The 16,161-nt window shown below is 63.3% G+C and carries 15 protein-coding genes; 6 read left to right on the forward strand and 9 right to left on the reverse strand.

Translation table 11 applies throughout. The annotated features are described in order from the left end of the window. Positions 1–134 precede the first annotated feature (134 nt). The gene (rep, locus tag QQL85_RS25795; RefSeq protein WP_012274805.1) at positions 135–2,144 is read left to right on the forward strand and encodes a DNA helicase Rep; all 2,010 of its coding nucleotides are present in this window, start codon (positions 135–137) and stop codon (positions 2,142–2,144) included. A gap of 65 nt (positions 2,145–2,209) precedes the next feature. Beyond that, positions 2,210–2,782, forward strand: coding sequence for a xanthine phosphoribosyltransferase (locus QQL85_RS25800; RefSeq protein ID WP_003253535.1), 573 nt, complete (start codon positions 2,210–2,212; stop codon positions 2,780–2,782). Between the two features lie 111 nt (positions 2,783–2,893). On the opposite strand, the gene QQL85_RS25805 is transcribed toward QQL85_RS25800, so the two are convergent. The 5 genes from QQL85_RS25805 to dadA form a co-directional block, all read right to left on the reverse strand. Beyond that, positions 2,894–4,753 (reverse strand): acetyl-CoA hydrolase/transferase C-terminal domain-containing protein, encoded by a 1,860-nt coding sequence (locus QQL85_RS25805; RefSeq protein WP_284357233.1) that lies wholly within the window; start codon positions 4,751–4,753, stop codon positions 2,894–2,896. Positions 4,754–4,902: 149 nt separating this feature from the next. Beyond that, positions 4,903–5,307, reverse strand: coding sequence for a c-type cytochrome (locus QQL85_RS25810; protein ID WP_033693936.1), 405 nt, complete (start codon positions 5,305–5,307; stop codon positions 4,903–4,905). A 154-nt stretch (positions 5,308–5,461) separates the two neighbouring features. Next, positions 5,462–6,010: a cupin domain-containing protein gene (locus QQL85_RS25815; RefSeq protein ID WP_284357232.1), complete on the reverse strand. Its 549-nt coding sequence runs from the start codon at positions 6,008–6,010 to the stop codon at positions 5,462–5,464. Between the two features lie 109 nt (positions 6,011–6,119). Beyond that, a complete protein-coding gene (gene alr, locus QQL85_RS25820) occupies positions 6,120–7,193 on the reverse strand; it encodes an alanine racemase (RefSeq protein ID WP_284357231.1) in 1,074 nt (357 codons plus the stop codon). A 144-nt stretch (positions 7,194–7,337) separates the two neighbouring features. Beyond that, positions 7,338–8,642 (reverse strand): D-amino acid dehydrogenase, encoded by a 1,305-nt coding sequence (gene dadA / locus QQL85_RS25825; protein WP_284357230.1) that lies wholly within the window; start codon positions 8,640–8,642, stop codon positions 7,338–7,340. 156 nt (positions 8,643–8,798) lie between these two features. On the opposite strand from dadA, the gene dadR reads away from it, so the two are divergent. Then, on the forward strand, positions 8,799–9,287 hold the full coding sequence (dadR, locus tag QQL85_RS25830) for a transcriptional regulator DadR (RefSeq protein ID WP_003258963.1): 489 nt from the start codon (positions 8,799–8,801) through the stop codon (positions 9,285–9,287). Positions 9,288–9,289: 2 nt separating this feature from the next. Here dadR and QQL85_RS25835 read toward each other — a convergent pair whose 3' ends face one another. Next, positions 9,290–9,643: a YkgJ family cysteine cluster protein gene (locus QQL85_RS25835; protein ID WP_003253518.1), complete on the reverse strand. Its 354-nt coding sequence runs from the start codon at positions 9,641–9,643 to the stop codon at positions 9,290–9,292. Positions 9,644–9,772: 129 nt separating this feature from the next. Between QQL85_RS25835 and QQL85_RS25840 the strand changes: the two genes are divergently transcribed. Beyond that, positions 9,773–11,065, forward strand: a complete 1,293-nt coding sequence (locus tag QQL85_RS25840) for an NAD(P)/FAD-dependent oxidoreductase (RefSeq protein ID WP_284357229.1) — start codon at positions 9,773–9,775, stop codon at positions 11,063–11,065. A gap of 31 nt (positions 11,066–11,096) precedes the next feature. On the opposite strand, the gene QQL85_RS25845 is transcribed toward QQL85_RS25840, so the two are convergent. Next, positions 11,097–11,327, reverse strand: coding sequence for a DUF1127 domain-containing protein (locus QQL85_RS25845; protein WP_138737054.1), 231 nt, complete (start codon positions 11,325–11,327; stop codon positions 11,097–11,099). Positions 11,328–11,505: 178 nt separating this feature from the next. Here QQL85_RS25845 and QQL85_RS25850 point away from each other — a divergent pair, with 178 nt between their 5' ends. Then, positions 11,506–12,936: a PLP-dependent aminotransferase family protein gene (locus tag QQL85_RS25850; RefSeq protein ID WP_284357250.1), complete on the forward strand. Its 1,431-nt coding sequence runs from the start codon at positions 11,506–11,508 to the stop codon at positions 12,934–12,936. A gap of 60 nt (positions 12,937–12,996) precedes the next feature. Next, positions 12,997–14,550, forward strand: coding sequence for a phospholipase D family protein (locus QQL85_RS25855; RefSeq protein WP_284357228.1), 1,554 nt, complete (start codon positions 12,997–12,999; stop codon positions 14,548–14,550). A 123-nt stretch (positions 14,551–14,673) separates the two neighbouring features. Here the strand turns inward: QQL85_RS25855 and QQL85_RS25860 are convergent, their stop codons facing one another. Continuing rightward, the gene (locus tag QQL85_RS25860; RefSeq protein WP_284357227.1) at positions 14,674–15,813 is read right to left on the reverse strand and encodes an MFS transporter; all 1,140 of its coding nucleotides are present in this window, start codon (positions 15,811–15,813) and stop codon (positions 14,674–14,676) included. A gap of 201 nt (positions 15,814–16,014) precedes the next feature. Then, positions 16,015–16,161 (reverse strand): aldehyde dehydrogenase family protein (locus tag QQL85_RS25865; RefSeq protein ID WP_284354820.1); only part of this gene is annotated, 147 nt, incomplete at its 5' end.

Raw genomic sequence — 16,161 nt, forward strand, 5'->3', positions numbered from 1 at the left:
TTTCAGCTACTAGGATTAGTGGCACTAATAGTAGGTCGGACAAAAGTCTGACTCAGACGTCAGACGGTCGCGCCACAACCGCCCCATGCCTGTTAGAATGCGCGGCTATTTTCTGGCGACCCCCGGTTTCTAGCATGTCCCGACTCAATCCCAGGCAGCAGGAAGCCCGTGACTACGTCGGCGGCCCTCTTTTGGTGCTCGCCGGTGCAGGTTCGGGCAAGACCAGCGTGATCACGCGCAAGATTGCCCACCTGATCCAGAACTGCGGCATCCGTGCCCAGTACATCGTGGCGATGACCTTTACCAACAAGGCCGCGCGCGAGATGAAGGAGCGGGTCGGCACGCTGCTGCGTCCGGGGGAAGGCCGCGGCCTTACGGTGTGTACCTTCCACAACCTGGGCCTGAACATCATCCGCAAGGAGCACGAGCGCCTGGGCTACAAGCCGGGCTTCTCGATCTTCGACGAGTCCGACATCAAGGCGTTGCTGTCGGACATCATGCAGAAGGAATATTCCGGCGACGACGGCATCGACGAGATCAAGAACATGATCGGTGCCTGGAAGAACGACCTGATCCTGCCGCCCGAGGCACTGGAAAAGGCGCGCAACCCGCGCGAGCAGACCGCCGCCATCGTCTACACCCACTACCAGCGCACGCTCAAGGCATTCAACGCGGTGGACTTCGACGACCTGATCCTGCAGCCGGTCAAACTGTTCCAGGAGCACCCCGAAGTGCTCGAACGCTGGCAGAACCGCGTGCGCTACCTGCTGGTGGACGAATACCAGGACACCAACGCCAGCCAGTACCTGCTGGTGAAAATGCTGATCGGCATGCGCAACCAGTTCACCGTGGTGGGCGACGACGACCAGTCGATCTACGCCTGGCGTGGTGCCCGCCCCGAGAACCTGATGCTGCTCAAGGAGGACTACCCCTCCCTGAAGATCGTCATGCTCGAACAGAACTACCGCTCCACCAGCCGCATCCTGCGCTGCGCCAACGTGCTGATCGCCAACAACCCGCATGCGTTCGAGAAGCAATTGTGGAGCGAAATGGGCGTGGGCGACGAGATCCGCGTCATCCGCTGCAAGAACGAGGAAGCCGAGGCCGAGCGCGTGGCCATGGAAATCCTCACCTTGCACCTGCGCACCAACCGCCCGTACAGCGACTTCGCCATCCTCTACCGCGGCAACTACCAGGCCAAGCTGATCGAGCTGAAACTGCAGCACCACCAGGTGCCCTATCGCCTGTCGGGCGGCAACAGCTTCTTCGGCCGCCAGGAGGTCAAGGACCTGATGGCCTACCTGCGCCTGCTGGTGAACCCGGACGATGACAACGCCTACTTGCGCGTGATCAACGTACCGCGCCGCGAAATCGGCTCCACCACCCTGGAAAAGCTCGGCAACTACTCCACCGAGCGCGGCATTTCGATGTACGCCGCCAGCGAGGAGCTGGGCCTGGGCGAGCACCTGGATGCCCGCTACACCGAGCGTTTGCAGCGGTTCAAGCACTGGCTGGACGGCGTGCGCCACAAGGTTGCCCTGGAAGACCCGATTGCCGCGCTGCACGAGATGATCCGCGACATCGACTACGAGAACTGGATTCGCCAGCAGACCGCCAGCGACAAGGCTGCGGACTTCCGTATCAGCAACGTGTGGTTCCTGGTCGAAGCGCTGAAGAACACCCTCGAAAAGGATGAAGAGGGTGACATGACCATCGAGGACGCCATCGGCAAGCTGGTGCTGCGCGACATGCTCGAGCGCCAGCAGGAAGAGGAAGAGAACGCCGAAGGTGTGCAGATGATGACCCTGCACGCCTCCAAGGGCCTGGAATTCCCTTATGTGTTCATCATGGGCATGGAAGAAGAAATCCTCCCACACCGCTCCAGCATCGAGGCCGACACCATCGAAGAGGAACGCCGCCTGGCTTATGTGGGCATCACCCGCGCGCGCCAGACCCTGGCGTTCACCTTCGCCGCCAAGCGCAAGCAGTACGGTGAAATCATCGACTGCACGCCCAGCCGGTTCCTCGACGAACTGCCGCCGGATGACCTGGCCTGGGAGGGCCTGGACGATGCGCCGGTCGAGGTAAAAGCCGCCCGCGGCAACAACGCCCTGGCCGACATCCGGGCAATGCTCAAACGCTGATCAACCATTACTCTTTAATTCTGCCGCGTTTAGCGGCCACCTTTGTTACATCGAGGAATACCACAGTGGAAGCACTGCATCAGAAGATTCGCGAAGAAGGCATCGTGCTTTCCGATCAGGTTCTCAAAGTCGACGCGTTTCTCAACCACCAGATCGACCCTGCGCTGATGCAGCTGATCGGTGACGAGTTCGCCCGCCTGTTCGCTGACGCGGGCGTGACCAAGATCGTCACCATCGAAGCCTCGGGCATCGCCCCCGCGGTGATGACTGGCCTGAAGCTGGGCGTGCCGGTGATTTTCGCCCGCAAGCACCAGTCGCTGACCCTGACCGAGAACCTGCTGACCGCCTCGGTGTATTCCTTCACCAAGCAGACCGAGAACACCGTGGCGATCTCGCCGCGCCACCTCAACAGCAGCGACCGCGTGCTGGTGATCGACGACTTCCTGGCCAACGGCAAGGCATCGCAGGCGCTGATCTCGATCATCAAGCAAGCCGGCGCCACCGTGGCGGGCCTGGGCATCGTGATCGAGAAGTCGTTCCAGGGCGGCCGTGCCGAGCTGGACAGCCAGGGCTACCGCGTTGAATCGCTGGCCCGGGTGAAGTCGCTGGAAGGTGGTGTGGTGTCCTTCATCGAATAAGGCCTCTACACGATCCCTGTGGGAGCGGGTTTACCCGCGAATGCGATGGCACACCCGAAATCGCATTCGCGGGTAAACCCGCTCCCACAGGGAGACAGTGTGCCCTTGCGTTCATTTTGCTGCCTGTAAGCCCGCCAGCAGCAACCGCTGATACAGCTCTTCCTTCAACCCACGCGGATACTCCAGCCCCATCCGCTTCAGGTGCCCCTCATACCCCTCCGGCCCCGGCGCATCCAGCGCTGCCTTGCCCAGCTCCAGCACCTCGCTCAGCTTGAACTTGCTCTTCAACCAGTTCAGCGCCCGCAACAGGTCCCGCTCTTCGGCCGTAAAGTCGGTCCCCATTGGATACTCCGGAAACAGCCGCGCATGCCGCGCTTTGATCGCCTCCAGCCGCTGCGGTGTATTGTCGGTAAAGCGAGCGTCCAGCTGAAAGTCCTTGGCCAGCTTACCGGCCTCTTTCGCCTGCTCGATCAACCCTTGCTGGAACCGCGAGTCGCTCACCGCCAGCAACCGCGCAATCACCTCACTGTCGGTGTGCCCACGCAGGTCGGCAATACCGTATTCGGTCACCACGATATCGCGCAGGTGCCGGGGGATGGTGCAGTGGCCATAGGTCCAGAACAGGTTCGAGGTCACGTCCCCGCCCGCCTCGCGCCAGCTGCGCAGCAGCAAGATCGAGCGCCCGCCCTCCAGTGCATGGGCCTGGGCGACAAAGTTGTACTGCCCGCCCACGCCGCTGAGCACGCGGCCGTCTTCCAGCTGATCGGCCACCCCGGCGCCGAGCAACGTCATGCCGAACGCCGTGTTGATAAAGCGGGCATCGCGTCGCTGCTGGCGTTTGAGTTCCTCCTGCCCGTACAGCTCGTTGATGAAGCTGATACGGGTCATGGCAAAACGTGCACGCTGTTCGAGTGGCATCTCCCTCAGCCGCTGGTAGAACGCCTGGGGCCCGAGGAAGAAGCCGCCATGCAACACCGGCCCTTGTTCATCTGCCGGGCGCCGAAGCAGTCCGGCTTCGGCGAGTACCAGCAGGCCGTTGACGAACATCTCGCTGCAGCCATACAGGCCTTGGGCAAACGCCTCCAGCCCGCCTTCCCGTGCGATCAGCGACTGCCACGGGCCGATATCCAGTTCGTCGACCAGGGCTCGATAACCCGCATTGTCACCCTGGCGCGCCAACAACGCGGCAGCGACTGCATCGCCCATGGCACCAATACCGATCTGCAAGGTACCGCCGTCGCGTACCAACGTGCTGGCGTGCAGGCCGATGCAATGGTCCTGCGTGTTAACCGGCATGTTCGGCGTCGAGAACAGCCTGCGCTGCTCGGCCTCATCAAGCAGCAGGTCGAACGAATCGATAGGCAGTTCCGCATCGCCGGGCATGTAGGGCAGTTCGCTATGTACCTGGCCGAGCATCAAGATGGTTTCGCCGGCTGCGCGGCGCTTGGCGATCATCGGCAGCAGGTCGAGCGTAATGTCGGGGTTGCAGGCCAGGCTGAGGTGGACGGGCTTCTCGGGCGTGGCAGCGACCAGTTGCGCGATCAGGTTCAGGCCCTTGGCGTTGATGTCACGGGCGGCGTGGCTGTAGTTGCTGCTGATGTAGTCCTGCTGGGCGGCCTCGCTGTGCAGCAGGCTGCCGGGCTGCATGAAGAACTGCTCCACGCGAATGTTCGGCGGCAGGTTGTCGTTGCGCAGGTCGGCGAGATAGGAGAGCTCTTCGTAGTCGGCGAAGACGCGCTCGACGAAAGGTTCGAGAAAGCGTCGCTGCAGGCCGTCACCCAGCGGCGGGCGGCCGAGGGACAGTGCGGTGTAGATGGTCAGCTGCCGCTCGGGCAGCTCGCGCACCCGGGCATAGAGGGCGTTGACGAAGGCATTGGGCTTTCCCAGGCCCAAAGGCAGGCCCATATGAATATGGGTTGGCAGCCGGGACAAGACCTGCTCGACAGCTTGGTCGATGGAGCAGAGGTGCATCGGGGCCTCCTGAGACATCCATGGGTTCAGGGGTTGGACATGGGCCGGAAGTAATTGGTTGCCTGTACCGGCCCTTTCGCGGGCAAGCACAGGTACCACAAAAACAAAGCCCGCCATCAACGGCGGGCCTCGTGCGATTCAGCTGTGTCTTACAGCCCGGACATTTTCTTGATCGCCCCTTTCAGGTCGTCATCCGAGCAATCCGCACAGGTGCCTTTCGGCGGCATGGCGTTGATGCCGGTAATGGCCTTGGCCAGGATGCCATCCAGCCCGCCCTGATGATCGGCGCGTTCTTTCCACGCGGCCGTATCGCCAATTTTCGGCGCGCCGAGTAGCCCGGTGCCATGGCAGGCATTGCAATGCTTGGCGATGATGTCATCCGGCGTCTTGGCGCCCCCGCCCCCCGCCGCTGCAGCCACTTCCATGCCTTTGCATTCCTGGCCCTGGACGCACACCTGGCCTACCGGCTCCAGGCGCTTGGCAATGTCGTCATTGGTCGCAGCGGTTGCGCTCATTGCCCAGAGGGCGAATACGGCTGCTGGTACGGCCAGCATCTTCTTGATTTGGTTCACGCGAACACCCTCATGGTGGCTAATCACGCTCGCGGCCACGGAACGGCGAGCGTTGAAAAGTATAGCGGGAACCCAGAGGCCGTGAAACGACCCTACACAGGAAAGGGGTATTGCCGAATCAATGCACTGCGCTGGATCAAAAGTTTGAAGGTGTCGCTGCGCTGATCAACCGCGCAGGCTGGTCGAAGGGGTTGCGAAAACGGTGCGGGCGGGTGCTTTCGAAGTAGTAGCTGTCGCCTTCTTCAAGGATGAAGATCTCGTTGCCGACCACCAGCTCCAGGCGACCCTCCAGCAAGATGCCGGTTTCCTCGCCATCATGGGTGAGCATTTCGGCACCGGTGTCGGCACCTGGCGGGTACACCTCGGTGAGAAAGGCGATGGCACGGTTGGGGTGCGACTTACCGACCAGCTTCATGGTCACAGCACCGTCCGAGATGTCGATCAACTCGTGGGCCTTGTACACGATCTGCGCAGGACTTTCAGATTCCAGCTCGACCGAAAAGAACTCGACCATGGACATGGGAATACCGCTCAGCACCTTGCGCAGCGAGCTTATCGACGGGCTCACGCTGTTCTTCTCGATCATCGAGATGGTGCTGTTGGTCACCCCGGCACGCTTGGCGAGTTCACGCTGGGACAGGCCCTTGAGCTTGCGGATGGCTTGCAGTCGTTCGCCGACGTCCAAAGCTGGAGCCTCCTGAAACGGTGGGAAGGGGGGTGGATGTGAACGATATCATGGCAATGCCGTTCAGTATTTACAACACACCACCCCTCAACCTGTCCGCTTCAGCGTGTCATTCGCCGATGTAGTCCCGCGGTACGCGCTTCAGGTTGCAGAAGATCTGGTACGGAATGGTGCCTGCTTGCGCGGCCACTTCGCTGGCCAGCACCTGTTTGCCCCACAATTCGACCGGGCTGCCGACCGTGGCTTGCGGCACGTCGGTCAGGTCGATGCTGAGCATGTCCATCGATACACGGCCAATCAACTGGGTGCGCTGGCCGGCGACCAGTACCGGGGTGCCGTTGGGCGCCTGGCGCGGGTAGCCGTCGGCATAACCCATGGCGACCACGCCAACCCGGGTTGGCCGGGGGCTGACGAACTTGGCGCCATAGCCCACCGGCTCGCCGGCAGGCAGTTCACGCACGCTGATGACCCGCGATTGCAGGGTCATGACCGGTTGCAGGCGTTCAGCTTCGGCCTGGGCCACTTCGAACGGCGTGGCACCGTACAACATCAGCCCCGGGCGTACCCAGTCGCTGGGCGCCTGCGGCCAACCCAGTACACCAGGTGAGTTACGCAGGCTGCATTCGGCAGCCAGGCCTTGGCGGGCGGCCTCGAATACGGCGATCTGCTGGGCGGTGGCGTCGGCATCCAGCTCGTCGGCGCGGGCGAAGTGGCTCATCAGTACGATGCGCGCCACCTTGCCGCTGGCCAGCAGGCGCTGGTAGGCATGGTGGTAATCCTTGGGGTGCAGGCCAACCCGGTGCATGCCGCTGTCGAGCTTGAGCCAGACGGTGAGCGGCTTGTGTACCTGGGTCTTTTCGATGGCATCCAGCTGCCACAGCGAGTGCACCACACACCACAGATCGTGCTCGGCGATCAGCGCCAGTTCGCTGGCTTCGAAAAAGCCTTCCAGCAACAACACCGGGGCCTTGATGCCAGCGGCACGCAGCTCCAGCGCCTCTTCGATGCAGGCCACGGCAAAGCCGTCGGCTTCGGCCTCCAGGGCCAGGGCGCAACGCACGGCGCCGTGGCCATAGGCGTCGGCCTTGATCACGGCGAGGGCTTTGGCACCGGTCAGTTCACGGGCCAGACGGTAGTTGTGGCGCAGGGCCTGGAGGTCGATCAGGGCGCGGGCGGGACGCATGGCGGCTGCCTTATGGTGGTTCGGGTTGAAATCGGTGTTGAATTCTTCGCGGGCTCGCCCGCTCCCACAAGTACTGCACAGTTTTCAAAACCTGTGAAATACCTGTGGGAGCGGGCGAGCCCGCGAAAGGGCCGGTACAGGCAATTACTGCTGGTGAGCCGGCGCAGTCTGCCCGTGCTTGGCCACTTCCGGGCTGTTGCCATAACGGGAAATGTCCAGGCCTTCGGCACTGATCTGCGGCTTCTTGCGCGCAATCAGGTCGGCCAGCAGACGACCGGAGCCGCACGCCATGGTCCAGCCCAAAGTACCGTGACCGGTGTTCAGGAACAGGTTGCGGAACGCCGTGGCACCCACAATCGGTGTACCGTCCGGGGTAGCCGGACGCAGGCCGGTCCAGAAACTGGCTTGGCTCAGGTCACCGCCGCGAGGATAAAGGTCGTTGACGATCATCTCCAGCGTTTCGCGCCGACGCGGGTTCAGCGACAGGTCAAAACCGGCGATTTCAGCCATGCCGCCGACGCGGATGCGATTGTCGAAACGGGTGATCGCAACCTTGTAGGTTTCGTCGAGGATGGTCGACGTCGGGGCCATGTCGCCGTTGGTGATCGGCACGGTCAGCGAGTAGCCTTTCAGCGGATAGACCGGGGCCTTGATGCCCAGTGGCTTGAGCATTTGCGGCGAGTAGCTGCCCAGCGCCAGCACATAGCGGTCGGCGGTTTCCAGCTTGCCGTCGATCCACACGCCATTGATGCGGTCGCCAGCGAAGTCCAAGCGCTGGATGTCCTGGCCGAAGCGGAACTCCACGCCCAGCTTCAGCGCCATGTCGGCGAGCTTGGTGGTGAACAGCTGGCAGTCGCCAGTCTGGTCGTTAGGCAAGCGCAGGGCGCCGGCCAGGATGTCCTTCACGCCAGCCAGGGCCGGTTCGACGCGGGCAATGCCGTCGCGGTCGAGCAGCTCGTAAGGCACGCCGGACTGTTCAAGCACGGCAATGTCCTTGGCCGCGGCATCTACCTGGGCCTGGGTACGGAACAACTGGGTAGTCCCCAGGCTGCGGTTTTCGTAGTTGATGCCGGTTTCAGCGCGCAGCTCGTCGAGGCAGTCACGGCTGTACTCGGACAGGCGCACCATGCGCTCCTTGTTCACCGCATAACGGCTGGCAGTGCAGTTGCGCAGCATCTGCGCCATCCACAGGTACTGGTCGACGTCACCGGTCAGCTTGATGGCCAGAGGGGCGTGGCGCTCCAGCAGCCACTTCACGGCCTTCAGCGGTACACCAGGTGCGGCCCAGGGCGAGGCATAGCCGGGCGAGATCTGGCCGGCGTTGGCAAAGCTGGTTTCCATGGCCACCGCCGGTTGGCGATCGACTACCGTCACTTCGAAACCTTGCCGGGCCAGGTAGTAGGCACTGGCGGTTCCGATTACGCCGCTACCAAGTACCAGAACTCGCATCGTTATATCCCTCACACGCGGCACGCCGCAGACTTTTGTTGAAATGGCATGAATGGGCGCAGTATAGGAATTTGAGACCAGTGCAATTCACTATATAAAAGCCTATTATTGGCGAGAATTCTCGGCAAAATCGCCTTTCACGGAGGGGCATCCCCTATGAGAACCCAGCACCAGAGCAAGCGTGAACTGGACAAGATCGACCGCAATATCCTGCGTATTCTGCAGAATGACGGGCGTATTTCCTTCACCGAACTGGGCGAGAAAGTTGGGCTTTCCACCACCCCTTGCACCGAGCGGGTTCGCCGCCTGGAGCGCGAGGGCATCATCATGGGCTACAACGCCCGCCTGAACCCGCAGCACCTCAAGGGCAGCCTGCTGGTGTTCGTGGAAATCAGCCTGGACTACAAGTCGGGCGACACCTTCGAGGAGTTCCGCCGCGCGGTGCTGAAGCTGCCTCATGTGTTGGAGTGCCACCTGGTTTCGGGTGACTTCGACTACCTGGTAAAAGCGCGCATTTCGGAGATGGCGTCGTACCGCAAGCTGCTTGGCGACATCCTGCTGAAGCTGCCGCATGTGCGCGAATCGAAGAGCTACATCGTGATGGAGGAGGTAAAGGAGAGCCTCTGCCTACCCATCCCGGATTGAGGCTAGACCAGTACCTGGCGGGTGGTGGCAATGAACTGGTGGACCAGTTGCTCGGCAGCGGGGTCGATCATCGGTTCAGGGCCACGGCCACGCGGGCAGGCCATGCGCGGGGTGGTGCCGAACAGGCGGCAGATCATGGGCCGCTCTTCGTACACCGTGCAGCCGTTGGGGCCAAGGTGCACGCAATCCAGGCGCTCCAGTGCGGCGTCCTGCTCGGCCTGGGACTTGCGCGGCAGGCGGGCCATTTCTTCCGCCGAGGTGGTGACCGGGCCACAGCAGTCGTGGCAGCCGGGTTCGCACTCGAACGAGGGGATGAGTTCGCGCAGGAAGTGGATCTTGTGGCGGTTGCAGGACATGGCTGAGCACAGAGCAAAGAACTTGGCTGGATTATAGGCCCATTCGCGGGCGCAGCCCTCACCTTGTTGCCCACTACCCTACCCCGGCTTATCCTCCTCCCCTAGCCCACCAGCCTCAGGACCAGCCCCATGATCCACAGCGCGCAGCACGCCGCCTCCTACTACGCCGCCAGCAGCGCGCCACACCCCGACCATTCCTTCCTGCAAGGCGAACACAGCGCCGACGTCTGCATCGTCGGTGGCGGCTACTCTGGCCTTAACACCGCCATCGAACTGGCCGAGCGCGGCTTCTCTGTCATCCTGCTGGAAGCGCGCAAACTCGGCTGGGGCGCCAGTGGGCGCAATGGCGGGCAGTTGATTCGCGGCGTCGGCCACGGGCTGGAGCAGTTCCTGCCGGTAATCGGTGAAGACGGCGTGCGCAGCATGAAGCTGATGGGCCTGGAAGCCGTACAGATCGTGCGCGAGCGGGTAGAAAAGCATGCCATCGCCTGCGACCTGACCTGGGGCTACTGCGACCTGGCCAACAAGCCCGCCGAGCTGCTGGGCTTTGCCGAAGACGCCGAAGAACTGCGCAGCCTGGGCTATGCGCATGAACTGCGCTTGGTCGGCAAGGAAGATATCCACAGCGTGGTCGGCGCCGACTGCTATGTCGGCGGGCTGGTCGACATGGGTTCCGGCCATCTGCACCCGCTGAACCTGGCCCTGGGCGAAGCGGGCGTGGCCAGCCGCCTGGGCGTGAAGCTGTTCGAACAGTCCGAGGTTACCCGCATCGACTACGGGCCTGAAGTGCAGGTGCACACGGCCCAAGGGCGAGTGCGCGCCAAGACCTTGGTGCTGTGCTGCAACGCCTACCACAACAACCTCAACCGTGAACTGGGCAGCAAGGTATTACCCGCAGGCAGCTACATCATCGCCACCGAGCCACTGGGCGAAGAACGCGCCCGTGCGCTGCTGCCGCAGAACATGGCGGTGTGTGACCAGCGCGTGGCGCTGGACTACTACCGCCTGTCCGCCGACAACCGCTTGCTGTTCGGTGGTGCCTGTCACTATTCGGGCCGCGACCCGAAGGATATCGCCGCCTACATGCGGCCGAAGATGCTCAAGGTATTCCCGCAACTGGCCGATGTGCACATCGACTACCAGTGGGGCGGCATGATCGGCATCGGCGCCAACCGCCTGCCGCAGGTTGGCCGCCTGGCCAGCCAGCCGAACGTGTATTACGCCCAGGCCTATTCAGGCCATGGGCTCAACGCCACACACCTGGCCGCGCGTCTGCTGGGCGAGGCCATCAGCGGCCAGGAGAGCGGGCGTTTCGACCTGTTCGCCAAAGTGCCACACATCACCTTCCCTGGCGGCAAGCACCTGCGCTCGCCGCTGCTGGCATTGGGGATGCTGTGGCATCGGCTCAAAGAGCTGATCTAAAAGCCCGCACCGCCCTCTTTGAGGGACCGTATCAGTCTTTCCAGAAGGGCTTGCGCCCTTCTGTCCGGGCCTGCTCCCAGCTCAGCCCGACATCGCGCAGTTCGTCATCCGTCAACTGCAACAGCGCTCTGCGGGTATGCCAGCGATGCAGCATCAGCCCCCAACGCCCCAGGCCCTCCGGCGCGTTGAATACCTTGGCCTGCTGCCCGGCTTCCAGTTCCCTGGCCAACAGTTGCAAGCGCACATCGCTCATGCCACCCATCGCTGCATTCTCCCGTTCGATTGATACCGTGGGGAAAGCATGCACGCCGGCAGCACCGGCAATACAGATCCAATACAGCCTTATTATTCCCATACAGAATTGGCTGAAGATCGACTGAATGCTGTATTTTCAACCCAACTGTACCGGTCGCTATGCCAATGCAGCGCAGGAGTATGCCGTGACCCTCTACCTGAACCTCGCCGAACTGCTCGGCGCCCGCATCGAGCAGGGCCTGTACCGCCCCGGCCAGCGCCTGCCATCCGTACGTGCCCTGAGCGTGGAGCACGGGGTCAGCCTGAGCACCGTGCAGCAGGCCTACCGCATGCTCGAAGACAGCGGCATGGTCTCGCCACGGCCCAAGTCCGGCTACTTCGTCAGTGACCACCGCCTGCTGCCGGCCCTGCCCGCCATCAGCCGCCCGGCCCAACGCCCGGTGGATATCTCGCAGTGGGAGCAGGTGCTGGAGCTGGTGCGCAGCACCCCGCGCAAGGATGTGGTCCAGCTCGGTCGCGGCATGCCCGACATCGACAGCCCTACCCTCAAACCGCTGCTGCGCAGCCTCGCGCAGTTGAGCCGGCGCCAGGACATGCCTGGCCTGTACTACGACAACATCCATGGCAACCTGGCCCTGCGCGAGCAGGTAGCCCGGCTGATGCTCGACTCCGGTTGCCGCCTGGGCCCGGCCGACCTGGTGATTACCACCGGCTGCCACGAGGCCTTGTCGTGCAGCATCCGCGCCGTGTGCGAGCCTGGCGACATCGTTGCTGTCGACTCCCCCAGCTTCCACGGTGCCATGCAGACGCTCAAGGGCCTGGGCATGAAAGCGCTGGAAATCCCCACCGACCCAGTCACCGGCATCAGCCTGGAGGCGCTGGAGCTGGCCCTGGAGCAGTGGCCGATCAAGCTCATCCAGATCACCCCAAGCTGCAACAACCCGTTGGGCTACATCATGCCCGAGGCACGCAAAAAGGCTTTGCTGAGCCTGGCCCAGCGCTACGACGTAGCGATTCTGGAAGACGATGTGTACGGCGACCTCGCCTACACCTACCCACGCCCGCGTACCCTGAAGTCGTTCGACGACGACGGCCGCGTGCTGCTGTGCAGTTCGTTCTCCAAGACCCTCGCCCCCGGCCTGCGGGTGGGGTGGGTAGCCCCCGGCCGCTACCTGGAAAGGGTGCTGCACATGAAGTACATCAGCACCGGCAGCACCGCCTGCCAGCCCCAGCTGGCCATTGCCGACTTCATCGCCGGCGGGCACTACCAGCCCCATGTGCGGCGCATGCGCAGCCAGTATCAGCGTGGTCGCGACCTGATGAGCGACTGGGTTACCCGCTACTTCCCGGCGGGTACCCGCGTCAGCCGGCCACAGGGTGGCTTCATGCTCTGGGTAGAATTGCCCGAACATTTCGATACGCTTCGCCTGAACCGGGCTTTACTGGAGCAGGGCGTGCAGGTTGCCGTGGGCAGCATCTTCTCGGCCTCGGGCAAGTTCCGCCACTGCCTGCGCATGAACTTCGCCGCGCGGCCGACGCCGCAGATAGAGGCCGCCGTGCGCAAGGTAGGTGAAACCGCCCTTCGTCTACTGGATGAAGAAAGCGCCGACGCGTAACTTTGCGCCGCCCGCCACGGTCCAACCCCTTAAGCCTTTGCTGCACAGGACGATCCACCCTTGAGACTCCAGCGAGCCCTGCCTTTGCTGCTGGTGCTGCTCGGCCTTGCCGGCTGCGCCAGCATCGACATGCCTCGTGAAACCAGTCAGGCGTTACCCGCCAACGACTCGGCCTTCGGCCGCTCGGTACTGCGCCAGGCCGCGCCCTACGGTGGTCGCTCGGGCTTTCGCCTGCTGCCCAACAGCAACGAGGCGTTTCGCGCCCGCGCCGAGTTGATCCGCAACGCCCAGGCAAGCATCGACCTGCAGTACTACATCGTCCACGACGGCCTTAGCACCCGCGCCCTGGTGCATGAACTGCTACGCGCCGCCGACCGTGGCGTGCGTGTGCGCATCCTGCTCGACGACACCACCAGCGATGGCCTGGACACCATCATGGGTACCTTGGATGCCCATCCGAACATCCAGATTCGCGTGTTCAACCCGCTGCACCTGGGTCGCAGCACAGGCGTGACGCGCGCCGTTGGACGGCTGTTCAACCTGTCGCGCCAGCACCGACGCATGCACAACAAGCTGTTCCTGGTGGACAACAGCATGGCCATCGTGGGCGGGCGCAACCTGGGTGACGAGTATTTCGATGCCGAGCCCAACCTCAACTTCACCGACATCGACCTGCTGGGCGTGGGACCGGTGGCCGAGCAGTTGGGGCACAGCTTCGACCAATACTGGAACAGTGCCCTCAGCCGGCCGATTACAGATTTTCTCTGGCGCGTCCCGGGTGCCGACGACCTGCGTGCCAGCCGCCATCGCCTGGAGGTGTCGCTGGCCGAAGCCAGAACCCGGCGCAAGGCCCTGTACGACCGCCTGATGGCCTACCAATCGCAGCCGCGTCTGGATGTATGGCGCAACGAGCTGATCTGGGCCCACGCCCAGGCGCTGTGGGATGCGCCGAGCAAGGTACTGGCCGATGATGAGCCAGACCCACAACTGCTGCTGAGCCAGCAACTGGCGCCGGACCTGGCCAACGTGCACCGCGAACTGATCCTGATGTCGGCCTACTTCGTGCCGGGCGAACCGGGCCTGCTTTACCTCACCGGCCGCGCCGATGCCGGTACATCGGTGAAGCTGCTGACCAACTCGCTGGAAGCCACCGACGTGCCGGCGGTGCATGGCGGCTATGCGCCCTATCGACGGGCCTTGCTTGAGCATGGCGTGCAGCTGTTCGAGTTGCGCCGCCAGCCGGGCGCGCCCGTGCACACACGCCTCAGCCTGCACGGCAGCAGCTCGGATTCGAGCCTGCACACCAAGGCGATCGTGTTCGACCGGCGCAAGACCTTCATCGGCTCGTTCAACTTCGACCCGCGTTCAGTGCTGTGGAACACCGAGGTCGGGGTGCTGGTGGACAGCCCGGAGCTGGCCGAATACACCCGCGAGCTGGCCCAGCAGGGTATGGCGCCTGCGTTGAGCTACCAGGTGAAGCTGGTGGATGACAAGCTGGTGTGGGCGACCGAGGACAATGGCCAGCGGCACATGCTGACGTCAGAGCCAGGCGGGATGTGGCGGCGGTTCAATGCCTGGATCAGCAAGGCAGTTGGCCTGGAGAAGATGTTGTAGCAACGATCTTTGGGGGCTGCTTTGCAGCCCATCGCGACACAAGGCCGCTCCTACAAGGGACCGCGTATCCCCTGTAGGAGCGGCCTTGTGTCGCGATGGGCCGCAGAGCGGCCCCAAATTCCATCAGGCAGACACTGCCTCGAAAGCCCCACGCCGCTGGGTCAACACAACCAGCCCGGCAGCCCCGGCAGCCATCAGGAACAGCAATGCATGTCCGCTGACCCACTGGCTGCCCGCCCCCGCCAGCAACGGCCCAAGCAGGCAGCCAATACCCCAGAGCTGCGCCACATGGGCATTGGCCCTTACCAGCTCATCATCGCGATAGCGCTCACCGATCAGCACCAGCGACAGAGTGAACAAGCCACCAGCACTGGCCCCGAACAACACCCACAGCGGCCACACAACCGGGGTATGCAGCAGCAGCGGAATCGCCAGGCTGGACACCAGCAGCGTCACCGCACAACCCGTGAACAACGTACGTCGCGACATATGGTCGGCCAGCGCGCCAATAGGCAGCTGCAGCACAGCATCGCCAACCACCACGGTGCTGACCATGAACAGGGCAATTTCGGTGGTGAAGCCCTGCTGCAGGCAATACACCGGCAGCAAGGTGAGAATCATCGCCTCGAACGAAGCGAACAGGGCGATGGCCCAGGCGATCACCGGCAAACGCCGGCAGAAGGCAAACAGGTCGCCGAAGGTAACGTTGCAGGCTTCCGTGCTCGGTGCACCGCCACGCCCCAAGAGGATCAGCGGCGCGACCAGCAACAAGCCGGTCGCGGCCCAGAAGCCGAAGTCGTCATCAGAGCCGAGGAAACCCAGCACCAGCGGCCCTGCCAGCTGGCTCAAGGCGTAACTGCTGCCGTACAGGGCCACCAGCCGGCCACGCCACTGCTCGACTACCAGCTGGTTGATCCAGCTTTCGCCGAGGATGAACACCACGGTGAGGGACATGCCGATCATCAGGCGCAGCAGCAGCCACAGCGCGTAGCTGGGCAGCAGCGCGACCAACCCGATCGACAGCGCCCCGCCCCACAGGCACAGGCGCATGGCCGAGGGCACGCCGACCCAACCGGCCAGGCGGCTGGCCAGGCTGGCGCCTGCCAGCACACCCAGCGCCGGCATCGCGGCCATTACGCCAATGGCAAAGCTGCCGTAGCCCCAGGCCTCCAGGCGCAAGGACACCAGCGGCATGCTTACGCCAAGGGCCAGCCCGACACTGAGCACCGATGCCAGCACGGCGAAGTAGGTACCCCAACGCATTGCAGCCTCCCAGGCAAAATTCTCGATCGTCAAAAACGACGAAGCCGGGGCAGCATGAGCCGACCCGGCTATTGTTGGGGCTGCTGTGCAGCCCATCGCCGGCAAGCCAGCTCCCACAGGTACAACACAGGCCTCAAGGGCTGCGAGTAATTTGTGGGAGCCTGGCTTGCCGGCGATTGGGCCGCATAGCGGCCCCGGCGATTACAGCTTGATCCAGGTCGCCTTCAGCTCGGTGTACTTCTCCAGTGCATGCAACGACTTGTCACGGCCATTGCCCGACTGCTTGAAGCCACCGAACGGCGCGGTCATGTCGCCACCGTCGTACTGGTTGACCCAGACGCTGCCAGC

The sequence above is a fragment of the Pseudomonas putida genome (assembly GCF_030159595.1).
Taxonomy (GTDB): Bacteria; Pseudomonadota; Gammaproteobacteria; order Pseudomonadales; family Pseudomonadaceae; genus Aquipseudomonas; species Aquipseudomonas putida_AC.